The following is a 21,909-nucleotide window of genomic DNA, read 5'->3' on the forward strand; positions in this document are numbered from 1 at the left end:
CATTATTGGAGGAATAATACATGAAAAAATTAATTATTACCATTCTCATTATACTATTTATGGTCAGTATATATAAAGACATATATTACGGGACGGATCTCTCCTCTAAAAATAAGCTTGTTCCAGCTCCAACAGAAAAATTAAATGTGGTGTCATTTGAGGCTGTAAAGGTGAAATTAGGACCTGGCGATACAGTACTTACTGTTGTCGAACGACTAAATCCGGAAAGTTCTGATTTAGATATCGAAAAAGTCCTGAATGATTTTTCCTCTCTAAATCCAAATAGTGATCCAGAGCGATTAATAATAAACCATTTTTACTTCTTCCCTAAATACTAGCTTGAATCCAAAAAGAAAGAGACTGGCTATTAAGACCAGTCTCCCTATCTAAACAAAGGGTAATATGAACAGTGTTATCAAAATGGATATAGCACCTGCTGCAATAGCGATGTTACCTAGCGTGTTGGCATTTCGGTTTCTCGCAATAAACCCAACAATAATACCTGCTCCACCTAAAAGGATTGGTGCCCAGAAGAATGAAGCAATAGATAACGCTAAGGCAATCCATCCCATAGCAGAACTAGCTTGTTCCGTGTCATCATCGACTGCTACACTTCTGCGATAATCATCAGCAGTTAACTCAGCTGCTGTTTCCTCATCTCTTCTGGAATAATATCCATCCCTATACCTGTCTTCCCCTCGTAATGGAGCATTCTCTACATCTTTTGTACGATTTTTATCGTCCATGATTGACCTCCTTCTTTTTGGTGAGGTGCATCTATAGTTTGTGGAGAATGACGGATTATATAATGCTACTTTTTTCCATATGAAAAGTTAGGGTAGTTTGCAGGTTATTCTTATAAACAAGTTGAGTTCTTTTATATAATTGCATAAAGTGGAGTGGAAGGAGTTGTTAGCATGTCATTTTTTATTAAACAAATTATTTTAACAAAAATGAGACAAATTACTTCAGAGGATATTTTGAAGTATGCAAAGGAATATGGATTTAACCTAAGCTCTGAACAAGCGAAGGAAATTTCCAAATATGTTCAGGGGAATCGAATTGATCCTTTTGATAAGAAAGAAAGAGATAAAATGCTAAATGATTTAAGTCGGATAACGGATCCACAAACAGCTAAAAAGGCTAATCAGCTATTTCACGAACTAATTAAATCGTATGGCGTTGAGGACCTATTTAATGAAAGAGGCTGAGACAAAAAGATTTTATCCACAATTAATCGAATAATCTGCTTCGGTAAAAAACTAGCTTCAAGAAATATTGTCACTTTCACTTCTAGTAAAGACGTAACCACTACTCAAAAAAGGATTACGTGCCTGACCCCCAAGCGGCTGGTAGGCCACAGATCGACAGAATGTCGGTCATGAAGAAAAGTCAAGGAGGTCATAGGAGGTATTGCCCCTAACATTACGACCTCCTTTTGAACTTTTGAGGCTCACCGATACCTTTCCACCTGAAGGACGAGAAAAATATCGGAAGCCTTACCTCGAACCCAGTAAAAGTCTTTCCTCTATCTAGAAGTAACACATGAATTTCTATGCTGAACAGCAAATCTATTCATTTTTTGAGTTGATTACTTTCATTATGTCTCAGCCTATATAAATCATTGATTTTCAATTAGTTCTTTTAAATTTGCATCAAAGGTACCATTTCGAAGCATATCAATTTCAAATTTATATGGAGGCTTTTTATTTTTCTTATCTTCACCTACATAAGGAGTCTCCAGTATCTTTGGTAATTCTGCTAATTGCGGATGGTTGATGATATAATGTAATGCATCAAATCCGATATGTCCGAAGCCAATATTTTCATGTCTGTCCTTCTGTGCACCGCAACTGTTCTTACTATCATTTACGTGAACAACCTTAATCCGATCGACACCAATGATTTTATCAAATTCATTTAGCACACCATCAAAGTCATTTACAATGTCATATCCAGCATCATGAACATGACATGTATCGAAACAAACGGATAACTTATCATTATGTGTAACACCATCAATAATTTGAGCTATTTCTTCAAATTTCCTACCAACCTCTGAACCTTTTCCAGCCATGGTTTCCAGTGCAATTTGAACCTGTTGATTCTTTTCTAACACTTCATTCAGACCTTGAATAATTTTTTTAATACCGTCTTCTGCACCAGCACCAACATGGGCTCCTGGATGAAGTACAATTTGCTTTGCACCGATAGCTTCAGTTCGTTCAATTTCCATCTTTAAGAAATTCACACCTAACTCAAAGGTTTCAGATTTTACAGAGTTGCCAATATTGATAATATATGGCGCATGAACAACAATATCCACAATACCATTATCCGCCATATGTTTTAGTCCTGCATCAATATTCAGTTCTTCGATTGGTTTTCTTCTAGTATTTTGTGGCGCACCAGTATAAATCATAAATGTATTGGCACCATACGAAACTGCCTCTTTACTTGCCGCTAATAGCATTTCCTTCCCACTCATCGATACATGTGATCCTATTTTAAGCATTCCTTACACCTCTCCTATTACTTTTTTTTCTGTCTACTCTGTTTGGTTAACTTTCTCTTAATTGCTTCCTGCTGCTTTTTCATTTTTTTCTTATATCCTGGTTTGACTTGCTTTGGCTTTTTAACCTGTTTCCATGCTTCTTTTTCAATGGTTGTTGTTGTCTTTGGACGAAGGTTTCGTTCGTTCCATGCTTTTGCATCCTTCCATTCACCATTACCTACATCATAAAAAACAAATTGTAAGCCTTTTTGCTCCAATTTTTCTATGAGTTTAATGTCCTCTTCGCGATATAAGCTTACTGCAGTACCTTCCATACCCGCTCTTGCCGTTCTACCAACTCGGTGGATATAAAACTCTTCTTCCTTAGGAAGCTGTGCATTTATCACATGACTAACACCTTTGATATCAATTCCCCTAGATGCCAAATCAGTTGCAACAATATATTGATAACGTAAGTCCTGAATTTCCTTTAATGCCCGCTTTCTTTCTCGTGGGGTAAGACCACCATGAATCAGCCCAACATTTAATCCTTTCTCTAATAAATCAGCATGTAATGAATTTGCATTTTCTTTTCCATTGGTAAAGATAATAGCTAAATATGGATTAATGGCTTGTGATATCTCGTAGATAATCGATGCCTCATCTCTATGTTTAACTGCAATAAGCCGATGCTCCATCGATTCAGGAGAAAGCTCATTAGCAATCTTCACATGTAATGGATTTTCAAGATACTTCTTAAAGAAATGCTCTAAACGCTGGGGAATAGTTGCAGAAAATACCATTAACTGAATTTCTGGCTTACATCGAACAAGTAATTGATCTACATCATCAATAAAGCCGAGGTCTAACATTAAATCTGCCTCATCAATAACAAAGGCTTTTGATGAAAAAATGGACAACGCTTCATTTTTCACTAAATCTAGTATCCGTCCAGGTGTACCAACAATGAAATGTGGCGGTTCCTTTAATTTTTCCATCATTTTTTGTTTGTCTGTTCCACCAACTAATAGCTTTGCCTTCCATACCTGTTCTTTATCTGCAAGCTTTATGATTTTCTTTACTTCATTGTATAGCTGGGTAGCTAACTCACGAGTTGGTGCGGTAATAACATATTGAACCTCATGCAAATTTTCATCTAATTGGTTAAACAACGGGAGCAAGAATGCATGAGTCTTCCCTGAGCCTGTTTGTGATTGTCCAATTACACTTTTCCCCTTCAAAACAGAAGGGATAACTTTTTGTTGTATTTCCGTTGGTTTTTGAAATTCTAATTTCTTAATCACATCTAACATAAGCGGATGTAACATCATATTTCCAAATGAATTATTCATGAAATTTCTCCTTTAATACTTGCCGTAAGAACCTTTGTAGTCTTATTGATACTGAAATGGATCCGTATTAACTTCGGAAAGTCTAATCTCTATTTCTTGGGATATCGAACCCATTTCCCTAAGCTTTCTATCTAAATAGGTTTTGGTACCAGCCTTCATGACATGCTCGATGTAATGTCCTGCATCAATTACCGCTAGCCCCATTTCCAGAGCTTCTTGTGCCTGGTGAAAGGTCATATCACCTGTAATATATACATCGGCTTTCTTTTGCACAGCTGGATAGAGATATTTTTCTCCACTTCCACCGAGAACTGCAACTCTTTTAACCTTCTTGGTTAATTCACCTATAACTCGTACATGACTCATGTTATAGGCACCTTTCACCTTTTCAGCAAAATCTCGTAAAGTTAATGCTTCCGGTAAAGACCCAACTCTTCCTATTCCGTATTTTTTACCAGGATTTTGTAACGGATAAACATCATATGCTACTTCTTCATATGGATGAGCAGCAATCATAGATTCGATGACTTGATGAAGGATTGATTCTGGAACAATGGTTTCAATCTTCGTTTCCTTGACTCTCTCTAGTTGATTTTGCTGACCAATGAATGGGGTTGTCCCTTCAAGAGGCATGAAGGTTCCGGTGCCATTTGATTGAAAGGTACAATGACTATATTTCCCAATATGCCCTGCTCCTTCTTTACTAATAGCATCTACTACATTCTCTACATGGGTTTCGGGTGTAAAAACAGCAATTTTAAATAGTGATTCTTGATTTACATCGGTTAGGATCTCTTTATCCACTAACCCCAATAAATCAGACAACATATCATTAACACCACCCTCTGCAACATCCAAATTGGTGTGTGCTGCATAAACACTAATATCATGTTGAATGAGCTTTTTAATAATTCTTCCACGCCAGTGATCAATATTTAATAGCTTTAATGGTTTAAATAATAGAGGGTGGTGGGCAATGATTAAATCAACCCCGTTGGCAATCGCTTCGTCCACAACTGGCTCTAACACATCCAATGTAATCATTATTTTCTTCACTGGCTTGTTATAAGAACCGACCTGTAATCCAATGTTGTCCCAGTCATAGGCATAGTTTTTAGGTGCCCAGCTCTCAATAAGCTTAAAAATATCCTTATTGGTGATTGTTTTTTGCATCCTCTAGCACCTCCTCTATCCATTCCAATTGTATCTTAAATTTGGCCATTTTAGTATGATCCTTTGTTTTTGCTTGGCCCATTTGTTTAAGCACTCGAGATAATTTGTCCTTCTCAATCTGCCACTTTTTATAAAATAGAGGTAATCTTTCCTTTAATAATATAGGTCCAAAAAAGATTTCTCTATCTGTTAACGGTTTTAAATTAGTTGATTTCTTACCAACTATGATTTCGTAAATATGTCCATTCTCCTCTAGTATGACTTCATCTTGTATCTGATAATCGTTTTCCATATACCATTTACGTACATTTTTTTCATCCACATTAGGTTGAGCGATTATAAGTTCAACCCTACCCAGTTTATCCTGACCTTGTTCTAAAATTGTTCGAATAAGGGAACCACCCATACCAGCAATGACAACTTGCTCGACTTCATTTTCCTTTAATACTTGAAGACCATCTCCAAGACGTACATCAACGACATGAGTCAAATTGTACTTAGAAACCGTTTCCCTTGCACTAGATAATGGACCTACCCTTACATCTCCTGCTATTGCCCGTGCTGTTTCATCATTCATACATACATAGCACGGTAAATATGCATGATCTGAGCCTATATCAGCAAAATTAGCTCCTATTGGCAAGAAAGAAGCTACCGTTATTAAACGCTCTGACAGTTTAACATCTTCCGTCATAACTAACCTCCGCAATTAAGTAAAACTTCAATCAATAGGGTTATGGTTTCCCCACTGAAGAAAGAACAATGGCTAAATTCGAGACGTCCTGATACATGCCTTTTTGACCTACAGCCTATAGGCCAGAAAAAATCGGACGATTACAGACAGCTTACCATTACTTTACGTATCGACTTTTTAATAACAAGGATAAAATCCCCGTTAAACAATGCGATTCAATAAAAGAAAAGCTTTCTGATTGTGGACAGAAAGCTTACTTTTTAGCTATTTATTTTTTCTCACTTAAATACTTCGCAATAATGGAAATCTCATCATCAGATAGTTTTCCCTTTTGTGCAGGCATACCACCATCAGTTCCATTGGTGATTATATCTTGAATTTCATCTAAGGATAACTCTGCCCCAATTTTATTAAGTGCTGGACCTGCCGCACCAGAGAGATCCTGTCCATGACAAGCCAAGCAGCTTGCAGCATTAAGGATTTCTTCTGGATCTTCCATAGGTGCTCCATCGGTTTGTTCTTGTTCTTCACCACCTGACGCAATCTGATCCCTTTGGCCAATACCTACTGCTGAGATAATAATTACAGCTAGTATCCCAATAATAGCAATTATTGCGTATGGGATTACTGGGTTTCGTTTCATCAGTATTTCCTCCTTATGTATCCCCGGAATACTTAGTATTCCTCATAGCTATATCTATTCTATATTAAAATCTTAATAGTTAAAAGAAAAAAGATGTGAAAAGTTTACGAACAAAGTGATAACCATAGCCAAAATGCCAGTATATATCAAATATTTGTTACGCAATTTTTGACCTAAGAAAAACCACCCAACAAAATTCAGTATCGTAATTGCAATAATTATATATTGATTAAACTTTAATAAGTTAGCAATTAAGACAGTCGCAATAAATAGTTGAACTAAGAGTAAAATTAGTGCGATATGCATTAATTGACTTTTCTTCTTATAATTATGGCTATATACCCAAATTGCATACCCAATAGAAAGAAGTAAAATACTCAGTTGCAAAATAAAATTATATTGAGTAAAATAAACTACAAGAAATGAAAACGGTACCATCATAACAAGTAAAATTATCTGGAGATACAGTAAAAGCATTCCTTTTGATTTCTTTTTAAGCAGTGTAGATTCTTCCTCCCCTTGTGTATATAGGGCCAGTAAAAAATCACATTGTACTTCCGGAAGTAATTTATGTTCCTTCCAGTATTTAATTTCTTTCACGATGGTAGCTATCCGTTCATCTGCCATTCTTATCACCCCACTGCAGATAAAAAGATAAAAGAAGGAAAGTCATTGCCCTCCTCTCTCGGCCAATGACCAACCAATTATTAATCTAAAAAGTCTTTTAACCGTTTACTACGACTAGGGTGTCTTAGCTTTCGAAGTGCTTTCGCCTCAATTTGACGGATTCTCTCACGAGTAACGCCAAATACTTTACCTACTTCTTCCAATGTTCTTGTACGCCCGTCATCTAGACCGAAGCGTAGTCGAAGCACATTTTCTTCTCGATCGGTTAAGGTATCTAGAACGTCTTCTAGCTGTTCTTTTAATAACTCATATGCTGCATGATCGGAGGGAGAAATAGCTTCCTGGTCTTCAATGAAGTCACCTAAATGGGAATCATCTTCTTCACCAATAGGAGTTTCCAACGAGACTGGCTCCTGTGCAATCTTTAATATTTCGCGAACCTTATCTGGTGTTAAATCCATTTCTTCACCAATTTCTTCTGGTGTTGGTTCCCGACCTAAATCCTGAAGCAATTGTCTTTGCACGCGAATAAGTTTATTAATGGTTTCAACCATATGAACAGGAATACGGATTGTTCTTGCCTGATCTGCAATCGCTCTTGTAATCGCTTGACGAATCCACCAGGTTGCATACGTACTAAATTTAAAACCTTTACGATAGTCAAACTTTTCAACCGCTTTAATTAGTCCCATGTTTCCTTCTTGGATAAGATCAAGGAATAGCATTCCCCTACCAACATAGCGCTTGGCAATACTAACTACTAAGCGAAGGTTTGCTTCTGCAAGTCTCTTTTTAGCCTCTTCGTCACCTTGCTCAATGCGTGTAGCTAGTTCAATCTCTTCAGAAGCAGATAACAGATCTACCCTACCAATTTCCTTTAAGTACATCCTTACAGGGTCATTAATCTTAATGCCTAAAGGTACACTTAAGTCATTAACATCAAATTCCTCTTCACTTTCAATTTCCTTCATTTTAGGGTCATCATCTGATTCACCTATCACATCTATACCTTGATCACCTAAATGTTCATAAAATTCATCCATTTGATCCGGTTCAATTTCAAAATTAGATAAGCGATCCGCAATCTCTTCGTAAGCAAGAACACCTCGTTTTTTTCCAATTTCAATCAGCTGTTCTTTAGCTTTTTCTAATGTTAACTCTGGCTCATTTTCTTTTGTTTGTGAAGGTTTGTTGTCAGCCATGAGTCCCCCTCCTTCCTAACTACTTCAATCAATTTAAGTGTTTAACTTGTCTTTGTAACTCTATAATTTTTAGAGCAATTTGAGCTGCCTTTATTGGGTCTTTCTGTTGTTCGGCTAATCTCTGCTCGGCTTTAAGCTGTTTTAAATTTACCCCAGTACTACTTTCATTTTGAATAATTCGGATGTAGTCACTGACTGCTTTATCACTGATATCTGATTGGGCATCATCTAGCGCCAATTCAATAACTAATTTTCTAATTTTCTCGTCAACTAAACGCTCAATAAATATGCTAACATCCTCGGTATTACCTTCTTCATAAAAAGCATATAAATAGGTTGCGATAATCTTATGCTCGTCAATATTGAAGGAGGCACCTATTTCTTCTTGTACCCTTTCTGCAATAGACTGGTTTTGAAGCATATAGGATAATAGCTTTCTCTCCGCATTATGGAATGCTGGAAGTAATTTACTTGACTTTTGTACATTATTAGTATATCTGTCTTTTTCCCGCTTATCCTTTTGGATACCCGTTTTTTGCCGATACTGGTTTATTTCATGCTGTAATGATTCAACTGTAATATTATATTCATTACTTAGTTCCTTAATATAAAATTCTCGCTCAACCGGGCTTTCAATTTTGGCTAATTCCTGTAAGATTTCAGTTACATATTGAATTCGGTCGCCTTCAAGACTTAAATTAAAGTCCTTCTTCTTATATTGCATATAGAAGCTCATAAAGGTTTGACTAGCCTCAAGAACTTCTCGTTTAAATGCATCCCCACCATATTCCTTAATAAAGCTATCTGGATCTAGTCCATCCTTGATACTAGCAATTTTCACTAGGCAACCGACTTGTTCCAGTAGCTGTGCCGCTCGATAAGTTGCTTCGATTCCAGCTTTATCACCGTCATAACATATGATGACAGTATCTACATAGCGCTTAAGCAATTTTGCCTGTATTTCTGTTAATGCTGTTCCCATTGTTGCTACAGCATTTTGAACTCCTGATTGATAAGCAGAGATGACATCAAAATATCCTTCAAATAATACAACTTCATTCGATTTTCGAATATGTTTCTTCGCTAGGTCAAAGTTGTAAAGGATTTTCCCCTTTTGGAATAGCTCTGTTTCTGGGCTATTTAAGTATTTTGGTTCACCGCCTTGAAGTGCCCTAGCCCCAAATGCGATTGTTTTTCCTAAGTGGTTGCGAATTGGGAAGATAACCCTTCCCCTAAATCGGTCAGATATTGATCCATCTTCACTACTTCTACTTAAAAGGCCAAATTTTACAAGCATCTGCTGATGAAAGCCTTTTTTCTCTAAAAAGGTTGCAGTAAAATTCTTTGTATTCGGAGCAAAGCCAAGTTGAAACGTATCAATCGTTTCATCAGTAATACCCCTCTCTTGGAGATATTGATAGCCAGCTTTACCATCCTTTGTAAATCGGATCAAATGATGAAATAGTTTTGTTAACCACTCATGTGCAGAAAGTATTTGTTGGTTTTCACTTGAAATCGGAGATTCTCTACTCGTCGCATCAACTGGCAAATCGATATTAGCTCTTTCTGCTAAATACTTAATAGCTTCAAAAAAGGAGAAGTTCTCCATCTCCATCAGAAATGTTACTACATTTCCACCTTTTCCACATCCAAAGCAATGAAAAATCTGTTTTTCCTGTGTTACGGAAAAAGAGGCCGTCTTTTCCCCGTGGAACGGGCATAGTCCAAAATAATTTCTACCTTGTTTCTTTAACTGTACGTATTCGCCAATAACATCAACGATATCATTTGATGTGCGAACCTGTTCAATTAATTCCTCCGGTATTTGATTTGCCATATTTACCACCATGCTTATAAAGTAATAAAGATTACTGTATTACTGTAATTTCGATAAGCTATGCATAAAATCCTTCAAATTTCGACAAGTTTTTTATATTGGTCGAAAAAAATTCCTTCTATGCATGTAAAACATTATTAGAAGGATAAGAAGTAATCATAAATTAAGTCTTGTATAATCAAAAATCCTTATACCTTATAACTAGACTATTTATGTATAAATTAAACATATAAAATTAGTCTATTAATACTATTCTACAAAAAATTTCAGATTCCTTCTTAAAAATGAATGTTTTATTTTTCTGAATATCTATACTTCACACATACTGTACTATTCTATACAATATCATCTATTTTTACACAAAAAATTATTATAATACATTTTATAAAAAAATACTATACCTTTATGATTTTTTTTTTTGCGATTTCTTTCTTTGGTGTAGCCAAAAGCTTATTCTAACGAAGAAACCCACAAAGATAGGAGCATTCTCCTCTGAACTTCTGCAACCTGTTAAGTAGATAGTGGCGCGTTCAACGAGTCATGCTCCTAACGTATTTTTATTCATTTATTAATCGTAATATTTGGTTCGCTGTTTCCTCTACTGCCTTATTAGAAACATCAATTACTCTGCAGCCGATTCTTTCCATTACTTTATGAAAGTAATCCAACTCTTCTTGAATTCTTTCTATATTAGCATAGGAAGCTTGATCCCCAAGACCTAATGCTTTTAGTCGCTCTTTCCGAATATCGTTTAACTTTTCAGGCTCGATTTTCAGACCGATACATTTCTTCGGGTCTACTAAAAATAATTCTTCAGGTGGCTCTACTTCAGGGACAATCGGAATGTTCGCAACCTTATAGCGTTTATGTGCCAAAAACTGTGATAGTGGCGTTTTTGACGTTCTTGATACGCCAATAAGTATAATATCAGCTCTACCAATCCCTCTTGGATCACGACCATCATCATACTTAACAGCAAACTCAATTGCTTCTACTTTCTTAAAATAATCCTCATCTAATTTATGGACCAAGCCCGGCTCCATTCTTGGCTTTTTTCCAAAAGCCCTTTCCATCGCTTGTAACATCGGCCCCATAATATCGATTGCTTCGATATGTAAACTAGTTGCTTTTTTTTGTAAATAATCTCGAAAACTTGGATCAACTAGTGTAAAGCCAATAATACCATTTTCTTCTTTTGCTAGATTTAAGGTTTCATCAATTGTCTTGATGTCTTCCACGTATGGTATACGTAGAATTTCATAATCATTACTGAATTGACTTAATCCCGCTTTAATGACCAATTCGGCTGTTTCGCCAACTGAATCCGATAAAATAAAAACTGATTTTTTACGATTCACAGGCATCCATCCCCCTAAGGTTAGATATGATTATCTGAAATTAGTTCTACAAAAACTTTGGTAATGGTGGTTTTTGTAACCCTACCAACTACTTCTAAGCCTTGTGCAGTATCTTTAACAACTGGAAGACCATCTATTTGTTTCGAAATCAACTTGTTGGCAACATCAATAAGAAGGTCTTCCTTTCTGCATACTGTAATATTCGGCATTCTTGTCATAATAATATGAACGGGAACAGTGTTTAAATCCTGTTTTCCAATTGCTGCCCGTAGCAAATCCTTACGTGACACTACTCCTGTTAAGCATGAGTTTTTATCTACAATAAAGAGTGTGCCAACATCCTCTAAGAACATCGTAGAAATAGCATCATACACGGATGCACTTTCATTTACTACAATTGGCACGGATTGATATTCGTATACTTTGAACTTTTTGATCTTCTCTGTTAACAATTCAGAGCCTGTTTTTCCGGTGTAAAAATAGCCTACACGTGGTCTAGCATCCAAAAAACCCGCCATTGTAAGGATAGCAAGATCTGGTCTTAATGTTGCCCTTGTCAGGTTTAATTTATCTGCAATATGCTCACCTGTAATAGGTCCATTATTTTTTACAATTTCTATTATTTTTTCTTGTCGATTGGATAACTCCACGATTTCACCACCCAACAATTTAGAAAAGCATCAGGCACCTACTAGTCGAATAGAAAGATGAGTAATTCTTGAGTAGGATTTGCCCTATTCGAGACTCTATCATTATTCACTACCGCCCAAAGCTAGACATCTATTAAAAATAGACATACTATTAACCAAAATTATAGCCTATTTACACAGGAAATGGAAATTAGTATAGCAACATTTCAAAAGATTGTTGAAAATAACTGATAACCTTATAGCCATTAATGACCCATCAATTCTTTCAATTGAATTAAAAATGCTGCTTCCACTCAATAGCATTCAAATCTGCAAAGCTGTTTAGTACCAGAGCTATTCGGTTCAGTAATGCTAAACGATTATTCTTTAATTTTTCATCATCTGCCATGACCATATTATGATCAAAGAATTCATGAATAGGATCTGTTAATGTTTCTAATTCATGAAATGCACCTTCAAGATCCCCTTTTTCAATAAGCATCCTATAATTAGATGCAACTTTTTCATAAACAGCAAATAATTCCTTTTCAGAATCCGTTTCAAAATACTGAGGCTGAACCTCTATCTCCTCCGTTTTTTCAGCTAAGTTTAGAACTCTTCCTAGTGCTTCTTGAACAGGTTTGAAGGATTCCTCATTACGTTTTGCAGATAAAATACTTGCCTTTTTCAAAATAGTTGCAATAACACCTATTTCACCGCTAGTTACAGCCTGTATGATATCTTGCTCTATACCGCTTTCCTTAAGAACAAAAGCAACTCGCTGCTGGATAAAGCCACGTAAATCATCAACTACAGTCTCTGTGTTAAAGTGTTCAAGATTTAAATTTCTATATAGTTCAATCGCAATTCCAAATAAATCAGCAACGGAAATATCCCATTTTCTTTCCGTTAATATTCGTAGAACACCTATTGCTTGTCTCCGTAGTCCATATGGATCTTGAGAACCAGTAGGTCGTAAACCAACTCCAATACAGCCTACAATCGTATCTAGCTTATCAGCTACACTTACGATGGAACCTACCAACGTTCCAGGAATCTCTCCATTAGCACTAGTTGGCATATAATGTTCTCTAATTGCAACAGCAACTGCTTCATCCTCGCCAAAAATTCTTGCATATTTTTCGCCCATAACACCCTGTAATTCAGTAAATTCATTAACCATATTCGTCATTAAATCGAATTTGCTCAATTCAGCAGCTCGAGCCACCAATACCGTAGTATTGGAATCAGTTGCTAATTTTTCCGCAATTTCTTTCGATAAACGAACCACTCGGTTTACTTTATCACGTATCGTACCTAGTTTTTCTTGGAAAACCACATTCGATAATTTATTAATATAAAATTCAATTGAATTCTTTTGATCCTCTTCAAAGAAGAATTGCGCATCTGATAGCCTTGCCCGTAATACTTTCTCATTTCCTTTTCTTACGGTTTCAATCGCATGGGCATCACCATTTCTAACCGCTACAAAGTAAGGAAGCAGCTTCCCATCTCCTGATTTTACTGGAAAATATCGTTGATGCTCCTTCATCGATGTAATCAGCACTTCTTCAGGAAGGGCTAAGAACTCCTCTTCGTATGCCCCTAAGAAAGCGGTTGGATATTCTACTAAATTACGGACCTCATCCAATAATTCTGGATCGATTGGAACTTGATAGCCATTCTTTTCCTCAATTAATTTAATACCATCAATAATCATCTTTTCGCGTTCCTGATGGTCGACAATCACGTAACTTTTCCGTAATTGTGCTTTATAATCTAACGGATTTTCTATTGTCAGTTCGCTTCCCAAAAAACGATGTCCATAAGAAATATTTCCAGTTGTTACTCCTGCAATCTCAAAAGGAATAACTTGATTACCATAAAGTGCTACGATCCAGCGAATAGGTCTTGCATAGCGTAATGTCTGCTCTCCCCAACGCATATTTTTTGTAAATTGAATCGATGTAATAATTTCGTCAAATCCAGGTAGAAGTGATTCTGTAGGCTTACCCTCGATTACTTTATTGACAAAGATATACGTAACTCCTTTGATTTCCTTTGTATATATGTCATCAACTGTTTTTCCTTGACCTTTTGTAAAACCAATAGCAGCCTTTGTCCAATTGCCATTCTCGTCCTGAGCAATTTTAATCGCCGGACCTTTTGCTTCCTCTTCAATCGTTGCTTGATTTTCAGCAATATCGTGGATTAAAACGGTTAGTCTTCTAGGTGAAGAGAATGTTTCAATCGAAGCATAATTAATACGGAGTTCTTCTAACCAATTTTTTGTTTTCTCTGCCAATTGAAGTTCTGCATCATCAATAAATCGTGCCGGTAACTCTTCTAATCCTATTTCAAAAAGTACATTCTTAGCCATTATTTAGCCTCCTTTTTTAGCATTGGAAAGCCTAGTTTTTCTCTTTCAGCCACATAGGATTTAGCAATACTTCTTGCTAAATTACGGATTCTTGCAATATAGCCTGTTCTTTCTGTTACAGAGATTACTCCCCTTGCATCTAAAAGATTAAAGGTGTGTGAACATTTCAAGACATAATCATATGCCGGGAAAATTAATCCTTTATCCATCGTTTTTTTAGCCTCGGTTTCATACTTGGCAAATAATTCAAATAACATTTCCACATTAGATTCTTCAAATGTATACTTGGAATGCTCATATTCTGGTTGTTTAAAAATATCATGCACCGTAAATCCATCTGTCCACTCTAATTCAAAAACATTTTCTTTGTCTTGAATATAAGAGGCTAGTCGTTCAATCCCATATGTTAATTCGACAGCTACTGGATTTGCTTCAAGTCCTCCGATTTGTTGGAAGTAGGTGAATTGCGTAATCTCCATACCGTCTAACCATACTTCCCAGCCTAGTCCTGCAGCTCCTAGTGTTGGGTTTTCCCAGTTATCCTCAACAAAACGAATATCATGTTCTAAAGGATTAATTCCCAAGGCCTTGAGAGACTCTAAGTAAAGCTCTTGAATATTATCAGGAGAGGGCTTAATGACAACCTGGAACTGATGGTGTTGATATAGCCTGTTTGGATTCTCTCCGTATCTACCATCTGCAGGTCTTCTCGATGGCTCTACATAAGCGACTCGCCACGGTTCTGGACCAAGACTTCTTAGTAATGTCATAGGGGACATTGTTCCTGCACCCTTTTCGACATCGTAAGCTTGCATTAAAATACAGTTTTGTTCAGACCAATACTTTTGTAAGGTTAAAATCATGTTTTGTATATTCATACTTTATTTCCCTCCATTTTATTTTTACTTTAATTGAGAACTATGCACCCTTTTATCCATGAATGAGCGATATTTGGGAAGATGTTACCTTGAGAACATGATCTCTAACTCGATAAGTAAGTGTCCACTTATCCAAATAACTAAACAATCATAAGACCTTTTTATTGGTGGAAATTTTTCAGAAAGTTAAAAAACCCGTCCCTATGTCTACAAATCAATTCATAGACATAGGGACGGGTTACATTTCCGCGGTTCCACCCTATTTGCTCTATTACAAAAATAAAGCCACTTGTATGTTGGTGATGCTCCAGAGTGCCTTCCCTACTGCTCTATTATCCAGCTTTCACCCTCCTGGACTCGCTTAAAAAAGATAATCAGTACGTACTCTTCTCTTTCGTCACATCGTATATGAAATATATATCATATTACTTTACTAAGGCCTATATTGTCAATATTTATGCTAAGCTATTGTAGCTTATCCAACTGATTCAGGAATTTTCTAGATTTCAAAAAATATCCGCCGTAACGGTCATAATACGTGTCCAATATTTTTCGGATTAGGTCACGATTTTCTTTTTTAACTGAAATTGTGCCAACACGCTCGAGTCCATATGTAGAAAAAATATAGAGAAGCTTTACAACAGGTTGTGGCAATGGAACAGCATCTGAATCTACAGCTGTGCAGTTCGGGCATAAAATCCCACCTTCCACAAACGAAAAAGAGAATGGACCATTCTTACTACCACAATTCGTACATCGATCAACTATAGGAGCAAATCCACCTGCACGATATAGCTTTATTTCATACATCATTATGGGAATCTCAACATCAGCTTCTTCACTAATCCACTCAAAGGTTTGCATTAATTGGTCAAAAATCTCCCCGTTTGGTGTCTTGTCATCTAGAAGCTTGTCAGTCAATTCCATCAAATAAGCCGCATAGGCAGTCTTCACAATATCTTCCCTTATTGCACGAAAAGAGTTTATAATCTCTCCTTGTTGGATATTGCTTAAATCTTTACTGACATAGACAAAAAATTGACCATAAATGAACGGCTGCGTAACAGCAGCCATTCTACTCTTTGGTTTTTTTGCTCCCCTAGCAATTGCCGAGAATTTACCAAGTCTTTTACTAAATATCGTGACTATCTTATGTGTTTCACCATATTCTCTCGTTTTTATAATTAATCCATCAATTTTTTCTAGCATACAGATTCCCCTTCTTTATTGCATGCTATAAGTTAGTGTCCACCGGTAAATTATCCAGATTTGCAGCAGAGCTTCCCTCGTCTGGTAGCTCATTATAATCATTTTCTAACTCTTTCATAAGTAAATAGGTCTCAATATTTCCTGTTTGACTAAATAATTTCCATACAAAGTCGATCACAAGAAAACACACCTTTCTTTGTACTTCTCTTTTGAAGTATCTTTTTGAAGTTAGAACAAAGTTTACTTGCATGTATTTCTGGACATCTTTCAATGATCCAGTATGTTTAGCCTTTCCATACAGTCATGAATCATTAGTTATAATTTTTTCCAACTTTAATATTCGTCATCACGGAACCCATATTCATATAGCTGGCTTTGTTTATTTCGCCAGTCCTTCTGAACCTTAACCCAAAGCTCTAAATAAACCTTTGATCCCAGTAGTGCTTCAATATCCTTTCGGGCGTTTTTACCAACATTTTTTAGCATACTACCTTGTTTACCTATCAATATTCCTTTTTGCGATTTTCGTTCCGTCACAATGACAGCCTGAATGAAAATAGCGTTGGATTCTCTTTTTTCAATATTTTCAATAACTACCGCTATGGAATGCGGAATCTCTTCTCTTGTAAGATGCAATACTTTTTCCCGAATTAGTTCACTAATAATAAATCTTTCCGGATGGTCAGTTACTTGGTCTGCCGGATAGAATTGTGGTCCTTCTGGCAGATACCCTTTTAAAACGTCCAAAAGTCGATTTATATTATTCCCCTCAAGGGCAGATATTGGAATAATTTCTTCAAAATCATACTTTTCACGATATAGCTCTATTAACGGTAGTAGTTTATCTGGATGTACAAGGTCTATCTTATTGACTACTAAGAAGACTGGACTGTTGACACGTTGAAGTCGGTCAATAATAAATTGATCACCTCTACCATAACCTTCTTCTGCATTGATCATGAAGAGTACTGCGTCAACTTCATTTAAAGTATTCTCAGCTATTTTTACCATAAAATCACCAAGACGGTGTTTTGGCTTATGTATTCCCGGCGTATCAATAAATACGAATTGTGCATCAGATTGAGTTAAGACACCTTGTATTTTGTTTCTTGTTGTTTGTGGCTTGTCACTCATTATAGCAATTTTTTGTCCAATGACTTTGTTCATAAAGGTTGATTTACCAACATTTGGTCTTCCAATTATAGCGATGAAACCTGATTTGTAATTTGTTTCCATGTAGTTCCTCCAAGAAGTATAGCTTTTTTAATATAGAATCGTTCTTTGTTTGGTCTATTATACTATAAAATCTTTCAGGTTTCATGCTATCGACAAAACCTTTGAAAAGATTTAATGCTTCGATAAAAAATGAGCATGCTTAACAATTTTTATTCGACAATCGATAAAGCACTCTATTATATGCAAAAAAACATAAAAAAACACCGCTTTTGCGGTGATTAAAATAATTTCGGCAAAAATAATAATAAACCTACAACAAATGCAGTTACAGCAGCGATAAATACTCCAGCAGCTGCCAAATCTTTAATTTTTTTTGCTGCTGGATGTATCTCTGGCCTGAGATAGTTAATAATTTCCTCTATTGCTGTGTTCAAAATTTCTGCGGTCATTACCAATCCAATGACAGTTATCGCTATCATCCATTCTATGAGACCAAATCCTAATAAGAATCCAGCAATAATAACTAGAATGGCTGAAATAATATGGAATCGAAAATTACGTTCTGATTTAAAAACTTCCTTTAAACCGCTAAATGCATAAGTAAATCCAATGGATTTCTTTTTATCTGCCAAGATTGTACTCCCCTAAAATCTCTTCTTGCTTACCAAACATGATTTTCTCATCCTCTTTTGTCATGTGGTCATACCCTAGCAAATGTAAAAATCCATGAACTGCTAAAAAGCCTAATTCTCTTTCAAATGAATGATTATAATCCTTTGCTTGTTCCTCTGCTCGTTCTACAGATATGATAATATCTCCTAAGACTACTGGAAGATCTTCACCGATAATTGCCATTTCCCCTTCCACGGATTCTTCAAGGGCAAATGAGATAACATCTGTTGGTTTATCTAAATTTCGATAGTCTCGATTAATTTCCTTAATTTCTTCATTCGTAACAAAAGTAACAGAGACCTCAGCATCATCAGATATATTTTCTTTCTTTGCTGCTAGCTTTAATATGCCTTGAACTAGTTCAAGATGATTTTCTGTAACAGTATTCGTATTATCTTGAAAATCTATTTGCACTTAATTTGCCTCCTTTGTTGGATACTGAATTCTTGAGTGAAAGATTCCTTTTAATGTTTCACAAATCGTTTGATGGATAATTTTAATTTCTTTAAATGTAAGTGGACAATCATCCAGCTGACCATCCATTAATCGATCATTAACTATACTAGAAACTATTTCTTCTATTTTCTCTTCCGTTGGTTCCTTCAACGAACGGACAGCCGCTTCGACCGAGTCACAAATTGAAATTATCGCAGTTTCCTTCGTTTGTGGTTTTGGACCTGGATAACGAAAATCTTCTTCACGGGCATCCTTATTATTTTCTTTCTCTTTATAATAAAAATACTTGAGTAATGTTGTACCATGATGCTGCATGGCAACATCAATGATTTCCTTTGGCATGCGGTTTTTCTTTAATAGTTCAGCACCATCATAGGGATGCCTAATAATGATTTCTGCACTTTGTATCGGTGAGATGACATCATGTGGGTTTTTAATAGACAATTGGTTTTCAATAAAATAATGGGGTCTTACTGTTTTTCCAATGTCGTGATAATACGCTGCCACACGCGCCAATAACCCATTTGCACCAATTGCATCACAGGCTGTTTCACTCAAATTTGCAACCATGATAGAATGATGATACGTTCCTGGTGCTTCCGTAAGAATTTTCTTTAGTAATGGTTGATTCGGACTCGAGAGCTGCAGTAATTTAATATCAGATAATATACCAAGCCCAGTCTCAAAGAATGGTAGTAAGCCTATCGTTAATACTGCTGATAAAAATGCAGAAGCAATACCAAAGCCACCCAATATAATTACATCACCCAATGAATATTTTTCAAAGGACAAGAATACAAATAGTAATATAGCAATAATATTAACAATAGTCATGCCTATTCCAGAACGAACTATAGCGAGACGATCCTTTACATTCATTAAGAAGATGTTCGCACCAAATTGAGAGAATAAGAAATAAATGACTGCTTCGATATTTAAAGAACCTGGTATTTGACCATTAAAGATAATTCCACCTAATAATGCATATAATATGGACAAGACAATCGCCAAACGATCCGTAATTAATTGTTTTACTAATAGGACACCAGTCGCTATTGGAACAATAAAGAAAAGCTGGTTAGCCTGCGTTGTAAAAATACTGATAACCTTCATGATAGAAACAACAAAAAAACTTATTAAAATAATGGAAGCGATCTTGCCTTTATCCAGTCTTTTTTGATTATCGATCCGATTCATTTCAAAACCAATAATCGAGCAAATTAGTAGTATAAATAATCCAAGTCCTATTACCGGAAATACATTTCGGTCCTCATTTAATAAGCCGACAAGCTGAAGTTTCTCATACACTTCATTTGTAATCGCTTCTCCTTCTCTAACGATTACTTCTCCAGCATTAATCATGACTGGTTCAACATTACTGACCGCTTGATTGCGTGCCTCTGCAGTTTTCTCTTGATCATAAAACGAGTTTTCAACAATAGCAAATTCGCTTAATTCTGTCAGTGCATCAATCATATTATTATCTAGTGGTGAATACTTGATATTTTCTTTTACATTTTCAATGGCACTAGTTTTATTTTTTGTGCGAACGCCAATATGGTATTCATCCTTTAAGTACGAGATAAAAATATCCATTCCTCGTTTACGTTCGACTGCAGGAACATCGATTAAACGCAAGAATACACTGTCATCAACCTTTTCAGTGATAGAATTAGATAATAGTTCCTTTAGTCGTAAAACCTTTTCCTGGTTTGATAACTTTACTGGTCCATCAGAAGACTTCGCTAGCTCTTGCGTCTCAGTTTCCAGTTTGTTAATTGCTGTAAAAATCTCTTCCACATATCCAATTTGTTCTTCCGCAACATCCTCAGAAATATCAAATCGATCTTCTACGGATTCAGACGCTTCTCTTGTCTTTCTTAAAGTTTCTTGTTTATTCTCTATCGTAATTGGAGACCGTATTGTCTCTCGTGCATTTGTTAGTGGCTCAATATCATATGTTTCAGTATGGACATTATTAAAGGTTAGAAAAAAGAAATATACAGCTAAACCTAACACAGGTATGAATATTCGTATCCACTTTGTTCGAACATTAAGTAAAGAATCAAATAAGTTTTTAAACATATTCATTTTTCACCCCTCCACCATGTTGTTCTGATTGTAAAAATAAAGAAATAAGACCCTCCCCTTGGGTCTTATGTTATCTCATGATTGCTGCTTTTCATATGCATCAATTATTTTTTGAACTAATGGGTGTCTCACAACATCTGTTTGGGTAAGATGTATAAAGGAAATACCTTTAATATTTGCAAGTAATTTATCCACTACTTGTAAACCCGACTTAATTCCTTTAGGTAAATCGATTTGTGTAAGATCCCCTGTGATAACCATTTTAGATCCAAATCCCAAGCGCGTTAAGAACATCTTCATTTGTTCAGGTGTCGTATTTTGTGCTTCATCTAATATAACAAACGCGTCATCTAATGTTCTACCACGCATATAGGCAAGTGGTGCGATTTCAATTGTCTCTCTTTCCATTAACCGTAGAGTATGCTCAGCACCCAAAATATCATTTAACGCATCGTATAACGGTCTTAAATATGGATCAACCTTTTCCTTTAAATCCCCTGGTAAAAAACCTAAACTTTCACCAGCTTCTACAGCTGGTCTTGTTAATATAATTCGCTTTACATAACCATTCTTAAGTGCTTGAACTGCCATGACAACAGCTAAATAAGTCTTACCAGTACCTGCTGGCCCTATACCGAAGACTAAATCATTTGCTTTAATAGCTGCAACATAGCTTTTTTGGCCAAGCGTTTTTACTCGAATGGATTTTCCTTTAACATTCTTCGTGATTACATCTTCGAATAAGGTTTCAAATTGATTTATTTTACCATCCTTAGCTAGCTCAATTGCATAGACAATATCTCGTTCTGAAATGGTAATTCCTTTTCTGACAACCTGGAGAAGTGTTAACAGTACATCCTGTACGACCGCTATATCAACATCCGTTCCAGAGACACTAACTTTCTCTCCACGTGTCACGATTGAGACATTTAGTTTATCCTCCATATGTTTTAAGTATCTGTCATTGTTTCCAAAAAGCTCAAGCGCTTCTTCTGGATTAGTTAGTTCAATATCAATAGCGTTTAAATTTTCTGGCAT

Annotated in this window: 22 protein-coding genes; 2 read left to right on the forward strand and 20 right to left on the reverse strand. The window is 36.0% G+C overall.

Annotation, left to right across the window (positions count from 1 at the left end; genetic code table 11):
• Positions 1–20: 20 nt before the first annotated feature.
• Positions 21–338, forward strand: a complete 318-nt coding sequence (locus tag HNR27_RS06920) for a hypothetical protein (RefSeq protein ID WP_429339223.1) — start codon at positions 21–23, stop codon at positions 336–338.
• A 48-nt stretch (positions 339–386) separates the two neighbouring features.
• Here HNR27_RS06920 and HNR27_RS06925 read toward each other — a convergent pair whose 3' ends face one another.
• Positions 387–746: a hypothetical protein gene (locus tag HNR27_RS06925; protein WP_212921045.1), complete on the reverse strand. Its 360-nt coding sequence runs from the start codon at positions 744–746 to the stop codon at positions 387–389.
• A gap of 171 nt (positions 747–917) precedes the next feature.
• Here HNR27_RS06925 and HNR27_RS06930 point away from each other — a divergent pair, with 171 nt between their 5' ends.
• Positions 918–1,211 carry a DUF2624 domain-containing protein gene (locus HNR27_RS06930; RefSeq protein WP_212921046.1) on the forward strand — a complete coding sequence of 98 codons (294 nt, stop codon included), beginning with the start codon at positions 918–920 and terminating at the stop codon, positions 1,209–1,211.
• A 410-nt stretch (positions 1,212–1,621) separates the two neighbouring features.
• Here HNR27_RS06930 and HNR27_RS06935 read toward each other — a convergent pair whose 3' ends face one another.
• The 19 genes from HNR27_RS06935 to HNR27_RS07025 all read right to left on the reverse strand — a co-directional run bounded on the left by HNR27_RS06935 (position 1,622) and on the right by HNR27_RS07025 (position 21,909).
• A complete protein-coding gene (locus HNR27_RS06935) occupies positions 1,622–2,515 on the reverse strand; it encodes a deoxyribonuclease IV (RefSeq protein ID WP_429339224.1) in 894 nt (297 codons plus the stop codon).
• A 17-nt stretch (positions 2,516–2,532) separates the two neighbouring features.
• Positions 2,533–3,846 (reverse strand): DEAD/DEAH box helicase, encoded by a 1,314-nt coding sequence (locus HNR27_RS06940; RefSeq protein ID WP_429339225.1) that lies wholly within the window; start codon positions 3,844–3,846, stop codon positions 2,533–2,535.
• Positions 3,847–3,888: 42 nt separating this feature from the next.
• Positions 3,889–5,019 (reverse strand): Nif3-like dinuclear metal center hexameric protein, encoded by a 1,131-nt coding sequence (locus HNR27_RS06945; protein ID WP_429339226.1) that lies wholly within the window; start codon positions 5,017–5,019, stop codon positions 3,889–3,891.
• Positions 4,997–5,713 carry a tRNA (adenine(22)-N(1))-methyltransferase gene (locus tag HNR27_RS06950; RefSeq protein ID WP_212921050.1) on the reverse strand — a complete coding sequence of 239 codons (717 nt, stop codon included), beginning with the start codon at positions 5,711–5,713 and terminating at the stop codon, positions 4,997–4,999. Before HNR27_RS06950 ends, HNR27_RS06945 begins: the two co-directional genes overlap by 23 nt.
• Positions 5,714–5,981: 268 nt before the next feature.
• Positions 5,982–6,356 carry a cytochrome c550 gene (gene cccA / locus HNR27_RS06955; RefSeq protein WP_212921051.1) on the reverse strand — a complete coding sequence of 125 codons (375 nt, stop codon included), beginning with the start codon at positions 6,354–6,356 and terminating at the stop codon, positions 5,982–5,984.
• Positions 6,357–6,428: 72 nt separating this feature from the next.
• A complete protein-coding gene (locus HNR27_RS06960) occupies positions 6,429–6,983 on the reverse strand; it encodes a hypothetical protein (RefSeq protein ID WP_429339227.1) in 555 nt (184 codons plus the stop codon).
• A gap of 80 nt (positions 6,984–7,063) precedes the next feature.
• Positions 7,064–8,185 carry an RNA polymerase sigma factor RpoD gene (gene rpoD / locus HNR27_RS06965; protein ID WP_212921053.1) on the reverse strand — a complete coding sequence of 374 codons (1,122 nt, stop codon included), beginning with the start codon at positions 8,183–8,185 and terminating at the stop codon, positions 7,064–7,066.
• 28 nt (positions 8,186–8,213) lie between these two features.
• Positions 8,214–10,022: a DNA primase gene (dnaG, locus tag HNR27_RS06970; RefSeq protein WP_429339228.1), complete on the reverse strand. Its 1,809-nt coding sequence runs from the start codon at positions 10,020–10,022 to the stop codon at positions 8,214–8,216.
• Between the two features lie 557 nt (positions 10,023–10,579).
• Positions 10,580–11,380 carry a pyruvate, water dikinase regulatory protein gene (locus HNR27_RS06975; protein WP_244853557.1) on the reverse strand — a complete coding sequence of 267 codons (801 nt, stop codon included), beginning with the start codon at positions 11,378–11,380 and terminating at the stop codon, positions 10,580–10,582.
• Between the two features lie 20 nt (positions 11,381–11,400).
• Complete coding sequence (gene ccpN, locus HNR27_RS06980; RefSeq protein WP_212921056.1) at positions 11,401–12,030, reverse strand: transcriptional regulator CcpN; 630 nt, start codon at positions 12,028–12,030, stop codon at positions 11,401–11,403.
• A gap of 274 nt (positions 12,031–12,304) precedes the next feature.
• Positions 12,305–14,389, reverse strand: a complete 2,085-nt coding sequence (gene glyS / locus HNR27_RS06985) for a glycine--tRNA ligase subunit beta (protein ID WP_429339229.1) — start codon at positions 14,387–14,389, stop codon at positions 12,305–12,307.
• Positions 14,389–15,267, reverse strand: coding sequence for a glycine--tRNA ligase subunit alpha (gene glyQ, locus HNR27_RS06990; protein WP_212921058.1), 879 nt, complete (start codon positions 15,265–15,267; stop codon positions 14,389–14,391). Before glyQ ends, glyS begins: the two co-directional genes overlap by 1 nt.
• A gap of 465 nt (positions 15,268–15,732) precedes the next feature.
• Positions 15,733–16,476, reverse strand: coding sequence for a DNA repair protein RecO (gene recO, locus HNR27_RS06995; protein ID WP_429339230.1), 744 nt, complete (start codon positions 16,474–16,476; stop codon positions 15,733–15,735).
• A gap of 25 nt (positions 16,477–16,501) precedes the next feature.
• Positions 16,502–16,654, reverse strand: coding sequence for a YqzL family protein (locus HNR27_RS07000; RefSeq protein WP_212921060.1), 153 nt, complete (start codon positions 16,652–16,654; stop codon positions 16,502–16,504).
• A 155-nt stretch (positions 16,655–16,809) separates the two neighbouring features.
• Positions 16,810–17,712 (reverse strand): GTPase Era, encoded by a 903-nt coding sequence (era, locus tag HNR27_RS07005; RefSeq protein ID WP_212921061.1) that lies wholly within the window; start codon positions 17,710–17,712, stop codon positions 16,810–16,812.
• 218 nt (positions 17,713–17,930) lie between these two features.
• Positions 17,931–18,284 (reverse strand): diacylglycerol kinase family protein, encoded by a 354-nt coding sequence (locus tag HNR27_RS07010; RefSeq protein WP_212921062.1) that lies wholly within the window; start codon positions 18,282–18,284, stop codon positions 17,931–17,933.
• The gene (ybeY, locus tag HNR27_RS07015) at positions 18,274–18,738 is read right to left on the reverse strand and encodes an rRNA maturation RNase YbeY (RefSeq protein ID WP_429339231.1); all 465 of its coding nucleotides are present in this window, start codon (positions 18,736–18,738) and stop codon (positions 18,274–18,276) included. The genes HNR27_RS07010 and ybeY overlap by 11 nt, the downstream gene beginning before the upstream one ends.
• Positions 18,739–20,871, reverse strand: a complete 2,133-nt coding sequence (locus tag HNR27_RS07020; RefSeq protein WP_429339232.1) for an HD family phosphohydrolase — start codon at positions 20,869–20,871, stop codon at positions 18,739–18,741. It lies immediately after the preceding gene.
• 75 nt (positions 20,872–20,946) lie between these two features.
• Positions 20,947–21,909 carry a PhoH family protein gene (locus HNR27_RS07025; RefSeq protein WP_212921065.1) on the reverse strand — a complete coding sequence of 321 codons (963 nt, stop codon included), beginning with the start codon at positions 21,907–21,909 and terminating at the stop codon, positions 20,947–20,949.

This window comes from Ornithinibacillus bavariensis (assembly GCF_050433565.1).
GTDB lineage: Bacteria > Bacillota > Bacilli > Bacillales > Amphibacillaceae > Ornithinibacillus > Ornithinibacillus bavariensis.